Origin of the sequence: Bacillus sp. FSL K6-2841 (genome assembly GCF_037976435.1) — a bacterium.
GTDB classification, from domain to species: domain Bacteria; phylum Bacillota; class Bacilli; order Bacillales; family Bacillaceae; genus Bacillus; species Bacillus pumilus.
On sequence record NZ_CP150266.1, the window covers coordinates 2,473,919 to 2,487,444 of the forward strand.

Here is a 13,526-nt window from a genome sequence, read left to right on the forward strand (position 1 = left end):
ATTTTCTACTCCCTTAATCATTAATGATGAAATGGTTTTCCTGAAAAAATGTAAAATCCGAAACAAATCACATGGAATGTAATAATGATCGACACAACCATTGTGACCTTGTTATCCGGCCACCACTTGTGTTTTTTATTCCATTTCTCAAATAAATTGTAACCGGACATCACAACTGCGTGATATAGTCCGTAAATAATATATTGAAGTGCTAGACCATGCCAAGCACCCATCAATAGAAAGAGGACAAAGTACCCAATATTTGATACAGCCATACGGTTCTTGATCCACTTCTTTTTTGTCATAAAGAACACAAATCTCATAAACACGTAGTCTCTGAACCAGAAAGACAGGGACATGTGCCAGCGATTCCAGAAGTCTTTAATATTCCGGCTGATAAACGGTTTGTTAAAGTTTTCTGGTGATTTAATGCCCATGATATAACTCACACCAACAGCGAACGCTGTATAACCAGCAAAGTCAAAGAACAAATACATACTGTACGCATACATATACGTTAACTGTTGAACAAAGTGACTGCTGCTAATGTGATGAATATTCATCAGAATATACGTGTGAATCAAATAACCAATAATGAACTTATATAAGAAGCCGATAAAAATTTTATGAATACCCGCGTATAAAAGATCACTGTACGCTTCCTTTTCAGGCGGCGTATCCATATCCTTTTCAAACCGGCGGTAACGATCAATCGGACCTGATGAAATCGTCGGGAAAAAGACAATGAAATAGACCAAACGATGAATCGGAATTTTCTTCTTAATCAAGCCGTCTCTTGTCTCGATAATTAACTGAACACCTTTAAATGTTAAGTACGAGATCCCTAAAAAGCTCAACCAGTTCATTGGCGGCGGTTGATGCGGCTGATGAGTTAAAAAGAACGGTAAAACCTTTGATAGTACAAGCGGCAAAATCGATGCAACCACTGCCATATAGAAGACAGACGCCCTGTTCGCTTTCAACCGGTACGAAAGGTACAACCGGATGATCAAGACTTGCCACACTGTAAATAAGAAGAGAAGCAGCGCGCCATGTGCATCCTTTGAGAAAATAAGAGCGAGTGCCACAACCGTTGCAAACATGTTGTAGCCCTGCATTCTTTTGCCGCGTAGACCAAGAATGATCGTCGGCAAAAGAAGAACACCAATTAGAATGAAGAAAAAGAATGAACTAAATGGAATCATAGAAGAACCTCTTTCGCGATTCTTTTACGGTCAACCTTCCCATTTGGCGTCATGTATAGCTGCTCAAGATAGACAAACTTTCTTGGAATCATGTACGCAGGCAGTGAATCCGCCATTTCTTTCTTAATTGCACTTGTCAGCTGATATTCTTTTTCAAAAGAATGCGCTGCAGGAACAATGGCTGCAATCAAGTACTCCACATGACCGTTTGGCTGGAACGGCACAATCACACAAGCATTGACATACGTTGTCTCGCTCACATGATATTCAATTTCTTCAAGCTCCATCCGGTATCCGTGCAGCTTTATTTGATAGTCCAGACGACCGTGGCACGTAATCAAACCATCCTGCGCCACACCTGCGTCACCTGTGCGGTATGCAGGGCGCCCTTCGTATTCAAAAAATACTTTCTCCGTTAAAGCTTGTTCACCTAAGTAGCCTCTCGTGACGCTTGGCCCCACGATGACAATTTCCCCTTTTTCACCATCAGGAAGGCTCTTGCCTTCTTCATCTAAAATGACGATATCTGTATCAGGCTTCGCATAGCCAACTGGTAAGGAATCGTGCTGATCAAGAATGGCCTGCGTGACTTCAATCGATGTAATCGCAACAGTTGCTTCAGTCGGACCATACGTATTAAAGACCTGCGCCTTTGGAAAACGCTCAAGGAGTGCACTTGCTACAGATACAGGAAGTGCCTCTCCGCAGAACAAGAAAACTTTCAACTCTGGTAAAAGCTCCCCTGTAAAGGAAGGATCCATTAAGCACATTTGCACAAAGGAAGGTGTTGATGTCCACACTTCAACGTCAGATTGACCAAGTGCTGCAAACATATCCTTCGGCTTATTCACAAGATCTTTCACTAAACAGTAAAGCGTGCCGCCTGATTGAAGCGCTGGATACAAATCCATCACTGATAAGTCAAAAGAAAACGGTGCTTGATTTAAGAACGTGCGCCCCTCACCAATTGGGAAGTCTCTACACATCCACTCTGTAAAGCTTTCTAAATTATTGGCTGTTACCTGAACGCCTTTCGGTTTTCCGGTACTGCCAGACGTATAAATGATGTAAAACACATCATCCTGTTGAACCCACTGCGATGATGGCGGTGCTTCTTTTTCAAGAGCTAAAAGCGATGCCGCACTTTTCACCTCAATGTGTTCTTCTACATCTAGTACATTCTGCTCATTTGCACAAATCAATAGACTGGCTTTTGAGCTTTCAATAATTGAGACGATACGCTCTGCAGGGATTGAAATGTCGACCGGAATGTATGGTCTACCTGATTTCACACTGCCTAAAAAAGAAATCAGCATCTCTGGCTCCATATGACCGTATACAATGACAGGTGCACTATCTGTAGCGACCGAATCGATTGCACCAGCCATTTGGTCTGATAGATGCCAAAGCTCATCATATGTGATCGAAGCATGTTGAGAAACAAATGCTGGCTGTGTTGGTTTCGTTTGTTGGTATTCATGAATCGTGTGTAATAGTTTCATAGTTTAATCTCCAATTAAAAATCGTTGTAAATGAATGATCCCGTATTTGCTGTATGGAATCCGTAAATAAAGAACAATAATAGCAAAATAAGTAAGTAAAAGCTTGTATATCCTATCCATTTTACAGACTTATTTTCTGATAGCTTTTTGAATAGCATATTGATAACCTCTTTTCTTTTGACACTTATAGAGACGCATGGATCATCAAAAGAGTTTCATATCAAACCATAAAATTTTTAAGAAAATGCTAAAAAATGTCGAACCTTAGAACGTCTCTTTTGCGCAAAGCTGTCTTATTGTAACAAAGATTTAATGTATTTGAAATGAAATTCGATCTTAAATTTGCCTTAAAATTGCTGAAAGCTGTCGAATAAACACAAAAGCCACCTAGTTTACCTAGATGGCTTTGATTTCAATTACTTCTTATATTTATTGACTTCGAACATGAGTATGTTTTTGAACACCACATAATCCTTTTTACTTTCAAAGGGACCTTTATTGTTGTCATGCTCGTCAATTTCATAAAACCCTGGTCCTTCTCCTGCATCACGCTTTTTGTACCATGATAGGAAAGCGTTGACTTCTTTCATGGAGAGGTCATACTCTTTCTGTAAGCCATTGACCATTGTGATGATGAGGAGAGCATCGCCATCTTCATTTGTTGCATCGTCTTTAGGCGGTGTGGTTGGTTCTTGGTCTTTGTCTCCTGGATTTGTAGAATCATCTTTTGGTGGTGTTGTCGGTTCTGAATCTTTGTCACCGGGTGTGTTTGATGGAAGTTCCAAGTCTTTTAAAGAAATAGAGATAACTGATTTATAGTTTTTATCAGCAATATCAGTATAATTCAAGTTTATATTATATTTACGTCCTCCTATTACATATAACATATCCCCTATAATAACTGATGAAGCACCAACACGTATATCATTGTTAGGTACAACTACTTTCACCATTTCTTCTTTTTCAGCATTATAGACATACAATCTATTAGATGAAATGCCTGGTAAAATCATATTATCTTTATAAGTAACTCCACTCAGATATACTTTTTTAAATCCTTCTTTTTTTGCAGACCAACTATCATTAGAAACATCAAATTCAAAAATTTCACTATTATTGTTTTCTCCAATAATATAGAACTTCCCTTTCAAAACTAGACCAATTGCTCTTTGTGTTTTAAATGATGGTGAAGCTTCCTTTTTCCATTTGTTTTCTGTTAGATCATAACTAAAAAATTCATTGCCACCTAATACATAAATTTTATCTCCCATAACACCAACTTGAACATTATAAGCACCTTTAGAAGGACTTTCAAAAGGAATATCAGTTAAAACTTCCCACTCGTCTTTTTTTGTATCGTACACTTCAAATTTATTGAAGGAATTTTGGTGATTTCCTGCTAGAACATAAATTTTAGACCCCACAACAACAGATGCTGCTCCCCCTCTCCCACTAGGCATATCTTTCCTTTTCGTCCATTGGTTAGTAGAAGGGTCATATTCTACTGTTTCATTAAGAGCATTATAGCCACCAATTACGTATATTTTCCCATCTACAGCATTAGCTACAGCTCCAACTCTTGCTGTTGGCAAATCAGCTAATTGATTCCATTCATCCTTAGCCGCATGTACCATTTGAATTGACTGCGTGAATGAAAGGATTACTAGTAACATCATGACGATCCATTTTTTCAAAAATAACACTCCCTTTTCATTATCTTACTTCTTCATTATCGGAGCGTTTTTTTATTTTTATAGAATAATTGATCTTTTTAAAGAGAAATTAATAGAAAAAAGCATCGGAAAAGTGACTTACTAAAGAGTCGCTTAAATAATAGGTTCAATCAAAAACTGTCTAAGTCTATAATCAAAGAACAATAAAAAAACCCATGATTTCATGAGTTTCTCATCAGTCCATTATTAGAAAATCCGTTAAAAGGCAAGCGGGTTCTCCGTTTTCATCTAGCCCCCAAAGCTTGGATACATCCCGTCACCGAAGCCTGTGGTAAACATGGCAATGTCCACCTTGTCATGAAAACGGGTGACGAGCCAGTCCCATGTGTGCTTGTAGTTTTGCTCAAGCGCTTCTGCAAATTCCTCGTAAAGATAAAAAACATTGTCCTCTTTATATCGCTTATCCTCATAAGCTTGAAGATATAGTGCTGCCTCCGCATCCATGAAACAGCCCATTCCCGTATTCACACCGTAACCGAAAAACTCGTCTTCTTTCAAATTTTTGAGATCCTGTCCTACTCTTGTGGCAAGCTCCCATTTTATTGCTTGCTCGTTTGGAAACTTGATCATTGCATAGGCTACTCGTTCGTCTCCGCTTTCCAAACGCTTAACTACCAGTATAATAGGATATTTTCCTAGAGTAACTTTCCTCGTAAACGATTGGTCCCCTTCTGAATCAAAAGGATCACAGGCAACGATATGACCGCCCGTGATCTCGATATAGCCTAACTGTTTAGCAAATAATTGATGACCCTCTTGACTGCTTGTCTCTCTATTTCTATATAACAGGTGTGTTGGATTGATGTTGTACAAGTGATCATTCCTTTCATTGTTTTTCTGGGGTGTTTGGCATTATGTATTTCCCCCCCATTTAATCCATCAATAAAAAAGCTGTAACGAGTTAAGCTTCATCTCCATTCTCGTCCATAATGCAAGTTCTTACTTAAAACTCAATTCATCTTCTCCTTCTACTATACACCTTACTTTTTTTAGTTGGCGAAAGAATATTCTCTCTTTTGCATATTTACCGCTTTACAATGCCTTTTTCATTAGGAAGGTTAATTTAAAAATGCCCTTCCAATGGAGGGCTGTGCTATTAACTATTTTCTTTTGAGTATTTCTTAATCAATGCTTCGCTAATCCTGCTTACGATATAGATCGCAACCGCTAAAATCAGCATCAATGGAAACATGCTTAAACGATCATTTGCAACATATACAATGATCCCCACAATGATAGCCACTACGATTGCCGTTAAAAAATGCTTCACCGCCATCTCACTCCTTTGTATAAATCATATACATTTTATTACACAAAAGGTTTAATTGAAATTATTTCCATAAAATCAGTAAGTTTCATTTGTCCGCTCTTAAAGTAGATTGCTATCCCCCTTATGTTGTTCGCACAATCTCCATATGTTAAAATCAACTAAAATATCTATTTAATGGATCGATCAGGAAGTCATTAAGTGTCACAGCAAAGCACGCCATCCAAAATGTTATTAATTACTTTACCCGGCGCTATTATTGCCCTTGTGATGATCTTAGGGAAAATTGATACACCTGTAACAAATGTTTTATTTTATCTTGTGGCTTTTAGTGTGATGGGTTTAGTTGTTTCAAGCTTAGTAAAAGACTACAGAAAAAAGAAAAATTAACTCCTCATCTTGGGAGCTGTCGTTTATGCAGCTCCCTTTCTTTATGTGGACGCTTAATTGCTTCGAGTACTAACAGAAAGTAAAGGAGAACGGAATGAAAACCCTTGATGTCATTGAGTTGAAGAATGGAATTGACCAAACGCTGAACAAGTTGAAGCAGCAATCACATAATGTTAAGTCCCTAGAAAAACAAATCAATCAAATCATCTCTTTAGATGGCGCATTAAAGGGAGAAGCTGGACAAGCGATAAAAGATTTTTATATGGAGTGTCACATTCCCTTTTTGCAATTCTTTCAGATCATCATTGACGAATACAGCGGCGAACTAAAAAAGACAAAACAGGCACTCCATGCTTTTGAATCAAACCCGAATGGTTTTATCTCTCAATCATTCATTGAACACGAGCTTGACGAAGGGTTAAAAAAAGCGGAACGGACCATTTCTGATATCTTATCAGATGTGAATCAAGCCCTGAGCAGGATCAGCCATATTGAGCATTTGCCTCATGTAGACGAATCTGCTTTCCAACAAAGCTATCAAAAAGCATGGCTTGAGACGTCCAAAACCATTGGACTACTTCATGCATTTGACAGAGAACAAACAAGTGCTTTAAATGAAACAAAAAGTTCCCTTCACATAATGAAGCAATACATAGATACTTTAAGCAAGATGTTCACTGGCCCGAAAATTGAAATTACTAGTTATCAAAAAGGCTCTATCTTCAAAGATGGAAAAGAAGAAAAAATCAGCAGCAACATCAGCGGATTGAATGAAAAAATAGACAACCCTAAAGAAAACCCAATGATGATCATGCTGAAGAAGCTGAATGATAAAGAGCGATCAAATGTGGATACGATTTTAAATAGGAAACCGTCTAATAAAATCAATCAAGACGCCGTGTTCGTAAATGGAAAAGTATATAATACAAATGAAAAGATTGACTTCGCAAATGCCAAAACAGTTGACGTTATTCGAGATGGAATGCTCTATCGGTTACGAATATCGGATCAAAACAAAGTGAAGATTGAAAGCATCACAAAGATTTCCGACTTGAAACAAACCTCAAACATCTTAAATACAGCGGTTGAATTTACAGGAATAAATGATGCCATTCGAGTCATCACAGGGAGAGACCCTGTCACAGGTGACAAAGTCGCTGACATGGACCGTCTAGTATCAAGCTTGTACATGATACCAGGAGCTAAAATCGCTAAAGTTGGAAAATACGTATTTAAAGTAACGAAAGGAGAGAAAGTAGCCAAGAAGATTGTCAAAACACCTTCCTTCGGCAAACACTCCGTACCAAAAGGTCCGTATCGTGAAGTAAATGGTTTCCCTGTAAAAGTAAAACCAGGCGCTCAAGAAAAACATATTCCTGATGCACCTAACTATAAACAGGAGATAGCTAATGGAAAGAAAAAAAGCATCTTTTACGGGGACAATAAAAAAGCACAAGAATTGCTTGATAAATATGCTGGTAAAGGAGAAATGATGGAAAACGGTAGAGAAGTTGTCAATTTCGGTCAAAAAATAGGACAGACCTATGACTTAAAAACTGGGAAATATATAGAGACTACAAGAGGTACTATACATTATTCAAAAAACGGTGCTCATATAGTCCCTTCAAAACCATTAGAATGAATGAAAAGGATGATTAACTATGGAATATAACTCTTTAATTAAAACATTAGATGAAAATGGAGGGAAAGAACTTATATTAGATTGGAAAAATGGATTAAAGATCGTTGGTAAACCAGACACACTATATGAATCAGATAATGGTTTAGAAGACGATGATGTAAATTATACAGAATACTATGCTGTTGCTTTTAGGGTAATAGAAGTTTTGACCCAGCCTACTCATAATGAAAGCAGTATATATGATTGGATTAGTACAGGAAAAAGCTCATTAGTAGAAATTTCTCTTTATAAAGAGCCACCAAATGCAGTATATTTAGCAGACGGTCAAAAATTATGGGAAATGGACAGTGATAATTAACAAAGGAAAGCCCCTCCAAATTGGAAGGGCTTTTCGTTTGTTTTTGCTTCACCTCAATATATTTAGTAGTAACCCTACATATAAACCCATTTTCAATTTATACATTTTTGATTTTGATCCATTTACGTTCGTAGTCATTGAAGAAGCTAATCAAAAATCAGCCACCCATCTTGATAGCTTCTTTGATACAAAAATAGGGAACGGAAATACTTAAAAACAAGTTCGCCCCCAATCCGCTCCCAAAACCTTAATTTGAAGCGATAAACAACCTTATGTTCCAAGAAACAAAAAAGCCTGAAATCCTTTCATATCAAGGATTTCAGGCTTTTAATTTAGTACGTCCCAGGAGAGATTCGAACTCCCGACCGACGCCTTAGAAGGGCGTTGCTCTATCCAGCTGAGCTACTGGGACATGTTGTTATGTAGTGTTTTTTTGGTGAGTACCTCACCGACAAGATTTATTATATTACTATTGTTCTTTAAAGTCAACGGTTTTTCGAAAGTTTTTTCATAAGGGGCAAATGCTGCACCCTTATGAAATACCTTCCAATGTGACAGTGTTTTCGAGGTCTTGTATGGCCTCACCTTCGTCTGTGAAAAACTGTACGTTCGCTTCGCTTCCATCTAGTGTCAGTATAGCATAGCTGCGCTCTTTACGCACTCTTGGTAGATGCACGCTGCCTGGGTTAATGAGCAGTTTTCCTCTTAGCAGCTCACTGCCTGGGATGTGCGAGTGGCCAAAGCAGATAATGTCTGCGCCTAGCTCTTCTGCACGGTAGTAGACTTGAAGCAAGGATTGTTTGATGCCATGCAGATGTCCGTGAGTGAGAAATAGTTTTCCGCCTCCATCAAGTGGGAGCAGGAGCTCTTCTTCAAAATCGCCCATAAAGTCACAATTTCCTTTGACGACTTTGTATCCTTCGAGTGCTGGGTGGTTCGTGTCGAGTTCTGAATCTCCGCAGTGAATCATCATGTCCACTTCAGCTGCATGCCGTTTGGCAATGGTTTGAAGTTCATCTGTGAGTCCATGACTGTCACTAATGATGAGTATCTTCATGGCTTCATTCCCCCTTATTCATTTGCGTCTAGCAGTGATGAAAGCTTTTGAAGCGCGACCGCTCGATGGCTGATCTTGTTTTTCTCCTCTGGTGATAATTCGGCCATCGTCTGGTCTTTGTCTTTGACGATGAAAATCGGGTCATATCCGAAGCCGTTTTCGCCGATTGGTTCCTCTGCGATAAAGCCTTCTACTGATCCTTCTACCGTTTTTGTTTCTTTACCCGGTATGCTGACAGCTAGGGCACATCTGAATCTAGCTGTGCGGTCTTCTTTTTCAATGCCTTGAAGTTCGCTCAGCACTTTTTCTACATTCTCAGCATCATTTTTATGTTCACCAGCGTATCTGGCTGAATAGACGCCAGGTTTTCCGCCAAGATAATCAATCGACAAACCGGAATCGTCTGCAATGACCATTTCACCCGCTTTGGCTTGAATCGCCTCGGCTTTGATAATGGCATTTTCTTCAAAGGTATGTCCCGTTTCTTCAATTTCTTCAGTAAAGCCGATGTCTACTAGTGTTTTGACCGTGAATCCTTTTGGCTCAAGAATGGCTTTGAATTCTTTCGCTTTGCCCGCATTGTGCGTTGCAATGATGGCTGTTTTCATCCTGATCAAACCCTTCTTTTTATTCGATGACTTCTCCTGTCACTGCTTTTTGCTTTTCAATTAATTCTTTGATGCCCTTTTCGGCTAAATCAAGCAGTCCGTTTAGCTGCTCTCTTGAGAATGTCGCTTCTTCGCCTGTCCCTTGAAGTTCAACAAAGCGTCCAGCGCCTGTCATGATGACATTCATATCTACTTCAGCTGAAGAATCTTCTTCATAATTTAAATCTAACAGAAGACCCTGCTGAGAATCAATTCCGACGGATATCGCCGCTAAATAATCAGTGATCGGGTTTTGTTTGATGACACCTTCTGCTCGAAGCTTTTGAATCGCAAGCGTCATGGCAACAAAAGCACCTGTAATGGATGCTGTGCGTGTGCCGCCGTCTGCTTGAATGACATCACAGTCAATCCAAATCGTGCGTTCGCCAAGCTTTTCTAAGTCAACGACTGCACGGAGTGCTCGTCCAATTAATCGCTGAATTTCCATTGTACGTCCTGTCACTTTTCCTTTAGATGATTCTCTAATGGTTCTTTGAGCAGTTGCTCTTGGAAGCATGCTATATTCTGCTGTAATCCAGCCTTTTCCTTCTCCTCTTAAAAAAGGAGGTACGCGGTCTTCGATGGATGCGTTACAAATCACCTTCGTATTTCCCGCTGAGATTAAGACAGAGCCTTCTGGATGCGTAATGTAGCCTGCCTCTATTTCAATTTTTCTTAATTCGTCATAGTGTCTTTCATCTAATCTCATGATTTACCTCCGTTACAATATACATTCCGCGCGTATGCCAGCGGGGTTCTCCTACTAACTTTGACAACCTCGGCTCGTTCTAATCGCTTGGAATAAAAAAGAGGCAGCGAATATGCATGCCTCTTTTTCTCCATTATATCAATGTGTGCCGTTAAAAACTACCTGTATTCACTTGTTCTGGTCGTGAAACCGGCTTTGTCAGCTCTGTTCCTTTTTCGTTCACAAGCTCAGCCTTGCCGTTTACCTTAACGGATACGCTTTTGACGTCAGGCAGCTCTGTTAATGTGAGCACAATGCTATCAAGAACTTTTTGTGAAATCACCTTTTTCTTTTCATCTGCGCTGCCGAAAATGGATTCGTTGAAATCAAGTGTCACATGTCCGTCTTTTACTTTCGGGATATCATTCAGCTTTACATCTTGATCAAAATCTGTGAGCAAATGGCTTTTTTTGCTTGGGCCAGAGACGAGCTCATGAATGGCTGCTGTAATTTGATCATCCTCATCTTTTGGCGCTCTTTTGGTCACTGGAACATAGTACGTCTGTTCATCAGATTCAGCTAAGTAATACACCGTCACTGGCTTTGTCGATGTCATATCAGCGGCAGCCTCATGCTGAATATTAATACCGTCTTCTCTGCTTAAATCCTCTGAAATTGGTGTGCCATTCACAGGCATTTCTTTTAGTTCATGACCATTCATTTTCAATTTGACTTTGGCAACGGAATCAAACTGCGTTAACGTCCAAGTGACCGATTGCAGGATGCGCTGTTCATCTTCTTTTTTATAGTTTTTGAATTCATTTGAAAAATCCACTACGGCCGTTCCGTCTTTAATGTCGACTGAGACACTCGTGTCGGCCGGCAAAACAGCCCGGAATCCATTTGGCATAAGGTTAGAAATCGGTCCTCCGTCCACGAGGTATTCAAGGGTTTGTTTGGCACTTCCTTCATTTTTCGGCAGCGGAATGGATTGAGAGACGACATACCCGTTTTTATCAATTAAATATAATTCTCTCATGACTGTATCTGCCTTCTTCTCTTCTTTTCCTTCTTTCGCTGTTTGTTTATCTTCTTTATTATCTTTCACATATGTGACGTTTTGTGGCGGGTCAATCTCTGTTTTCGCTTGGTCTGTTTGAAACAATCCGCATCCTGACAAAAGCATGGCTGACGCGATACACGTCACAGCTGCTGTAGATCCTTTTTTCAGCATACTTCACCCTCCTCTAGTAGTTTGTACTACTATGTATACGAGCTCCCTCTGCGGATTAGACCCTTTTCATAAAAAAATAACCCACCTCAAGAAGAAGCGGGTTATTGCTGATAGACGTGTTCGAGTGAAACGGTTTCGACTTTCCCTGGCAGGTAGCCAAACCAGTCACGAGCGATGTTTTCAAAATTTTGCTGCTGCCCTGTTGTATAAAATGTATGGACAGGTGCTTCTTGAGACGTGTTTAACAGCCCTTTATAGGAAAGAATTGTACTCGCTTCCCTAGCGGTCTCATCCCCTGATGAAATGATGCTCACATCACTGCCCATAAAGCGCTGAATCGACTCTTTTAAAATCGGGTAGTGCGTGCAGCCAAGAATAAGTGTATCGATTCCTGTTTCTTTCATCGGTTCAAGGGAATCTTTCACCACTTCATCTGCTGTTTGATCTAAAAATGTACCGCTTTCCACAAATGGGACAAGCAGCGGACATGCCAGACTTTGAACCGCTAGTCCTGCTTTTAGAGATAGCAGAGCTTCTTTGTATGCCTCGCTTTTAATCGTATTGGCCGTACCAATGACACCAATCTGCTGATTGTTTGTCACCTTGATGGCTGTGCGGGCACCGGGCTGAATCACGCCAATGACCGGAATATCAAGCGTTGCTTTGATTTCATCTAGTGCGATCGCCGTCGCTGTGTTGCATGCGATGACGAGCATTTTAATATGATGATGTCTTAATAAGTAGTGTGCCATTTCCCAAGTATATTGAAGAACCTCTTCTTCTTTTCGAGGGCCATACGGGCACCGTTTTGTATCGCCTACGTAAATGATTTTTTCTTTTGGCAGTTGTCTCATGATTTCCTTTGCAACGGTTAAACCGCCGACGCCGGAATCAATGACGCCGATTGGTTGATCCAACAAAATCGCCTCATTTTCTTTTCATTTGCTGCTGTAGTTTCGTTAAGGATTGATTGAAAGCGATGGCTTCTTCTTCTGAGAAAGCCCCTAGAAGTTCACTGACGTATTCTTGGCGTTTAACAATCACTTCTTGAATGATCCGCTCGCCTTCAGGCAATAAATGAATGCGAACCACGCGGCGGTCAGAAGGATCTTTTACTCGTTCGACAAGTTCACTTTTTTCCATTCGATCAATTAAGTCGGTGGTTGTACTGCAAGCCAAATACATCTTTTGTGATAGCTCACCTATTGTCATATCTCCGAATTCATAAAGCCACTGAAGCCCTACAAATTGAGGAGGTGTAATCGTATATTGATTCAGGATTTCTCTGCCTTTTTGCTTAATAATTGCCGCAATATGGCGCAATGATTTTTCAATCTCTGCTACATGGTCGAACTCATTCGTTTCCATTTCATTGATACCTCACTATAGCATCTCACTTTGATTAAAACGTACATTCCTATTTTCCTCGTTTTTCAGAGAAAATGCAAGAAGAGACTCATGGAAACCATATAGAAATAACCGGTTCCTCCCTGGTGTGGAAGGAAAACCGGCTGACTTTAGAGCTCTAGCTCACCCATACGCAGAAGCTCGACTACGGCCTGTGAACGACCTTTGACTCCTAGCTTTTGCATGGCATTCGAAATATGATTTCGAACAGTCTTTTCGCTAATAAAAAGCTCGCTTGCAATTTCTTTTGTTGTTTTATCTTGGACGAGCAATTCGAATACTTCTCTTTCTCTTTTGGTTAATAGCGGCTTGGATTGAAACTCTTTCTCCTTCAAGTATTGTAACCCTCCTTGCTAAGGTGAGAGCTCTAGTCTCTATAGAATGGGATTCTGTATA

Annotated in this window: 16 protein-coding genes and 1 tRNA gene; 3 read left to right on the forward strand and 14 right to left on the reverse strand. The window is 39.8% G+C overall.

Translation table 11 applies throughout. The annotated features are described in order from the left end of the window. Nucleotides 1–20: 20 nt before the first annotated feature. The 6 genes from dltB to MHH68_RS12625 all read right to left on the reverse strand — a co-directional run bounded on the left by dltB (nt 21) and on the right by MHH68_RS12625 (nt 5,716). Nucleotides 21–1,205: a D-alanyl-lipoteichoic acid biosynthesis protein DltB gene (gene dltB / locus MHH68_RS12600; RefSeq protein WP_058014512.1), complete on the reverse strand. Its 1,185-nt coding sequence runs from the start codon at nt 1,203–1,205 to the stop codon at nt 21–23. Then, nucleotides 1,202–2,707 carry a D-alanine--poly(phosphoribitol) ligase subunit DltA gene (dltA, locus tag MHH68_RS12605; protein WP_339163366.1) on the reverse strand — a complete coding sequence of 502 codons (1,506 nt, stop codon included), beginning with the start codon at nt 2,705–2,707 and terminating at the stop codon, nt 1,202–1,204. The genes dltB and dltA overlap by 4 nt, the downstream gene beginning before the upstream one ends. Before the next feature lie 14 nt (nt 2,708–2,721). Beyond that, the gene (locus tag MHH68_RS12610) at nt 2,722–2,871 is read right to left on the reverse strand and encodes a teichoic acid D-Ala incorporation-associated protein DltX (RefSeq protein WP_024427820.1); all 150 of its coding nucleotides are present in this window, start codon (nt 2,869–2,871) and stop codon (nt 2,722–2,724) included. 252 nt (nt 2,872–3,123) lie between these two features. Further along, nucleotides 3,124–4,401 carry a kelch repeat-containing protein gene (locus MHH68_RS12615; RefSeq protein WP_339163368.1) on the reverse strand — a complete coding sequence of 426 codons (1,278 nt, stop codon included), beginning with the start codon at nt 4,399–4,401 and terminating at the stop codon, nt 3,124–3,126. A gap of 267 nt (nt 4,402–4,668) precedes the next feature. Beyond that, nucleotides 4,669–5,253: a DUF4241 domain-containing protein gene (locus MHH68_RS12620; protein WP_339163371.1), complete on the reverse strand. Its 585-nt coding sequence runs from the start codon at nt 5,251–5,253 to the stop codon at nt 4,669–4,671. 283 nt (nt 5,254–5,536) lie between these two features. Then, nucleotides 5,537–5,716 (reverse strand): hypothetical protein, encoded by a 180-nt coding sequence (locus MHH68_RS12625; RefSeq protein ID WP_339163374.1) that lies wholly within the window; start codon nt 5,714–5,716, stop codon nt 5,537–5,539. 192 nt (nt 5,717–5,908) lie between these two features. Here MHH68_RS12625 and MHH68_RS12630 point away from each other — a divergent pair, with 192 nt between their 5' ends. The 3 genes from MHH68_RS12630 (at nt 5,909) to MHH68_RS12640 (ending at nt 8,097) form a co-directional block, all read left to right on the forward strand. Continuing rightward, nucleotides 5,909–6,097 (forward strand): hypothetical protein, encoded by a 189-nt coding sequence (locus MHH68_RS12630; protein ID WP_019744112.1) that lies wholly within the window; start codon nt 5,909–5,911, stop codon nt 6,095–6,097. Between the two features lie 94 nt (nt 6,098–6,191). Next, complete coding sequence (locus MHH68_RS12635; protein WP_339163378.1) at nt 6,192–7,739, forward strand: T7SS effector LXG polymorphic toxin; 1,548 nt, start codon at nt 6,192–6,194, stop codon at nt 7,737–7,739. Between the two features lie 19 nt (nt 7,740–7,758). Beyond that, nucleotides 7,759–8,097 (forward strand): hypothetical protein, encoded by a 339-nt coding sequence (locus tag MHH68_RS12640; protein ID WP_061408861.1) that lies wholly within the window; start codon nt 7,759–7,761, stop codon nt 8,095–8,097. 338 nt (nt 8,098–8,435) lie between these two features. On the opposite strand, the gene MHH68_RS12645 is transcribed toward MHH68_RS12640, so the two are convergent. From MHH68_RS12645 to gerE, 8 genes are all read right to left on the reverse strand, one after another. Beyond that, nucleotides 8,436–8,509, reverse strand: a tRNA-Arg gene (locus MHH68_RS12645). Nucleotides 8,510–8,629: 120 nt separating this feature from the next. Beyond that, nucleotides 8,630–9,154: a metallophosphoesterase gene (locus tag MHH68_RS12650; RefSeq protein ID WP_058014506.1), complete on the reverse strand. Its 525-nt coding sequence runs from the start codon at nt 9,152–9,154 to the stop codon at nt 8,630–8,632. A 14-nt stretch (nt 9,155–9,168) separates the two neighbouring features. After that, nucleotides 9,169–9,771: an XTP/dITP diphosphatase gene (locus MHH68_RS12655; protein WP_339163384.1), complete on the reverse strand. Its 603-nt coding sequence runs from the start codon at nt 9,769–9,771 to the stop codon at nt 9,169–9,171. A 10-nt stretch (nt 9,772–9,781) separates the two neighbouring features. Then, nucleotides 9,782–10,510, reverse strand: coding sequence for a ribonuclease PH (gene rph, locus MHH68_RS12660; protein ID WP_058014504.1), 729 nt, complete (start codon nt 10,508–10,510; stop codon nt 9,782–9,784). A 151-nt stretch (nt 10,511–10,661) separates the two neighbouring features. Next, on the reverse strand, nt 10,662–11,723 hold the full coding sequence (locus MHH68_RS12665) for a GerMN domain-containing protein (RefSeq protein ID WP_306010980.1): 1,062 nt from the start codon (nt 11,721–11,723) through the stop codon (nt 10,662–10,664). A gap of 101 nt (nt 11,724–11,824) precedes the next feature. Continuing rightward, nucleotides 11,825–12,643, reverse strand: coding sequence for a glutamate racemase (racE, locus tag MHH68_RS12670; protein ID WP_012010811.1), 819 nt, complete (start codon nt 12,641–12,643; stop codon nt 11,825–11,827). A 7-nt stretch (nt 12,644–12,650) separates the two neighbouring features. Beyond that, nucleotides 12,651–13,091: a MarR family transcriptional regulator gene (locus MHH68_RS12675; RefSeq protein WP_339163392.1), complete on the reverse strand. Its 441-nt coding sequence runs from the start codon at nt 13,089–13,091 to the stop codon at nt 12,651–12,653. Nucleotides 13,092–13,240: 149 nt separating this feature from the next. After that, nucleotides 13,241–13,465, reverse strand: coding sequence for a spore germination transcription factor GerE (gerE, locus tag MHH68_RS12680; protein ID WP_003184172.1), 225 nt, complete (start codon nt 13,463–13,465; stop codon nt 13,241–13,243). Nucleotides 13,466–13,526 lie beyond the last annotated feature (61 nt).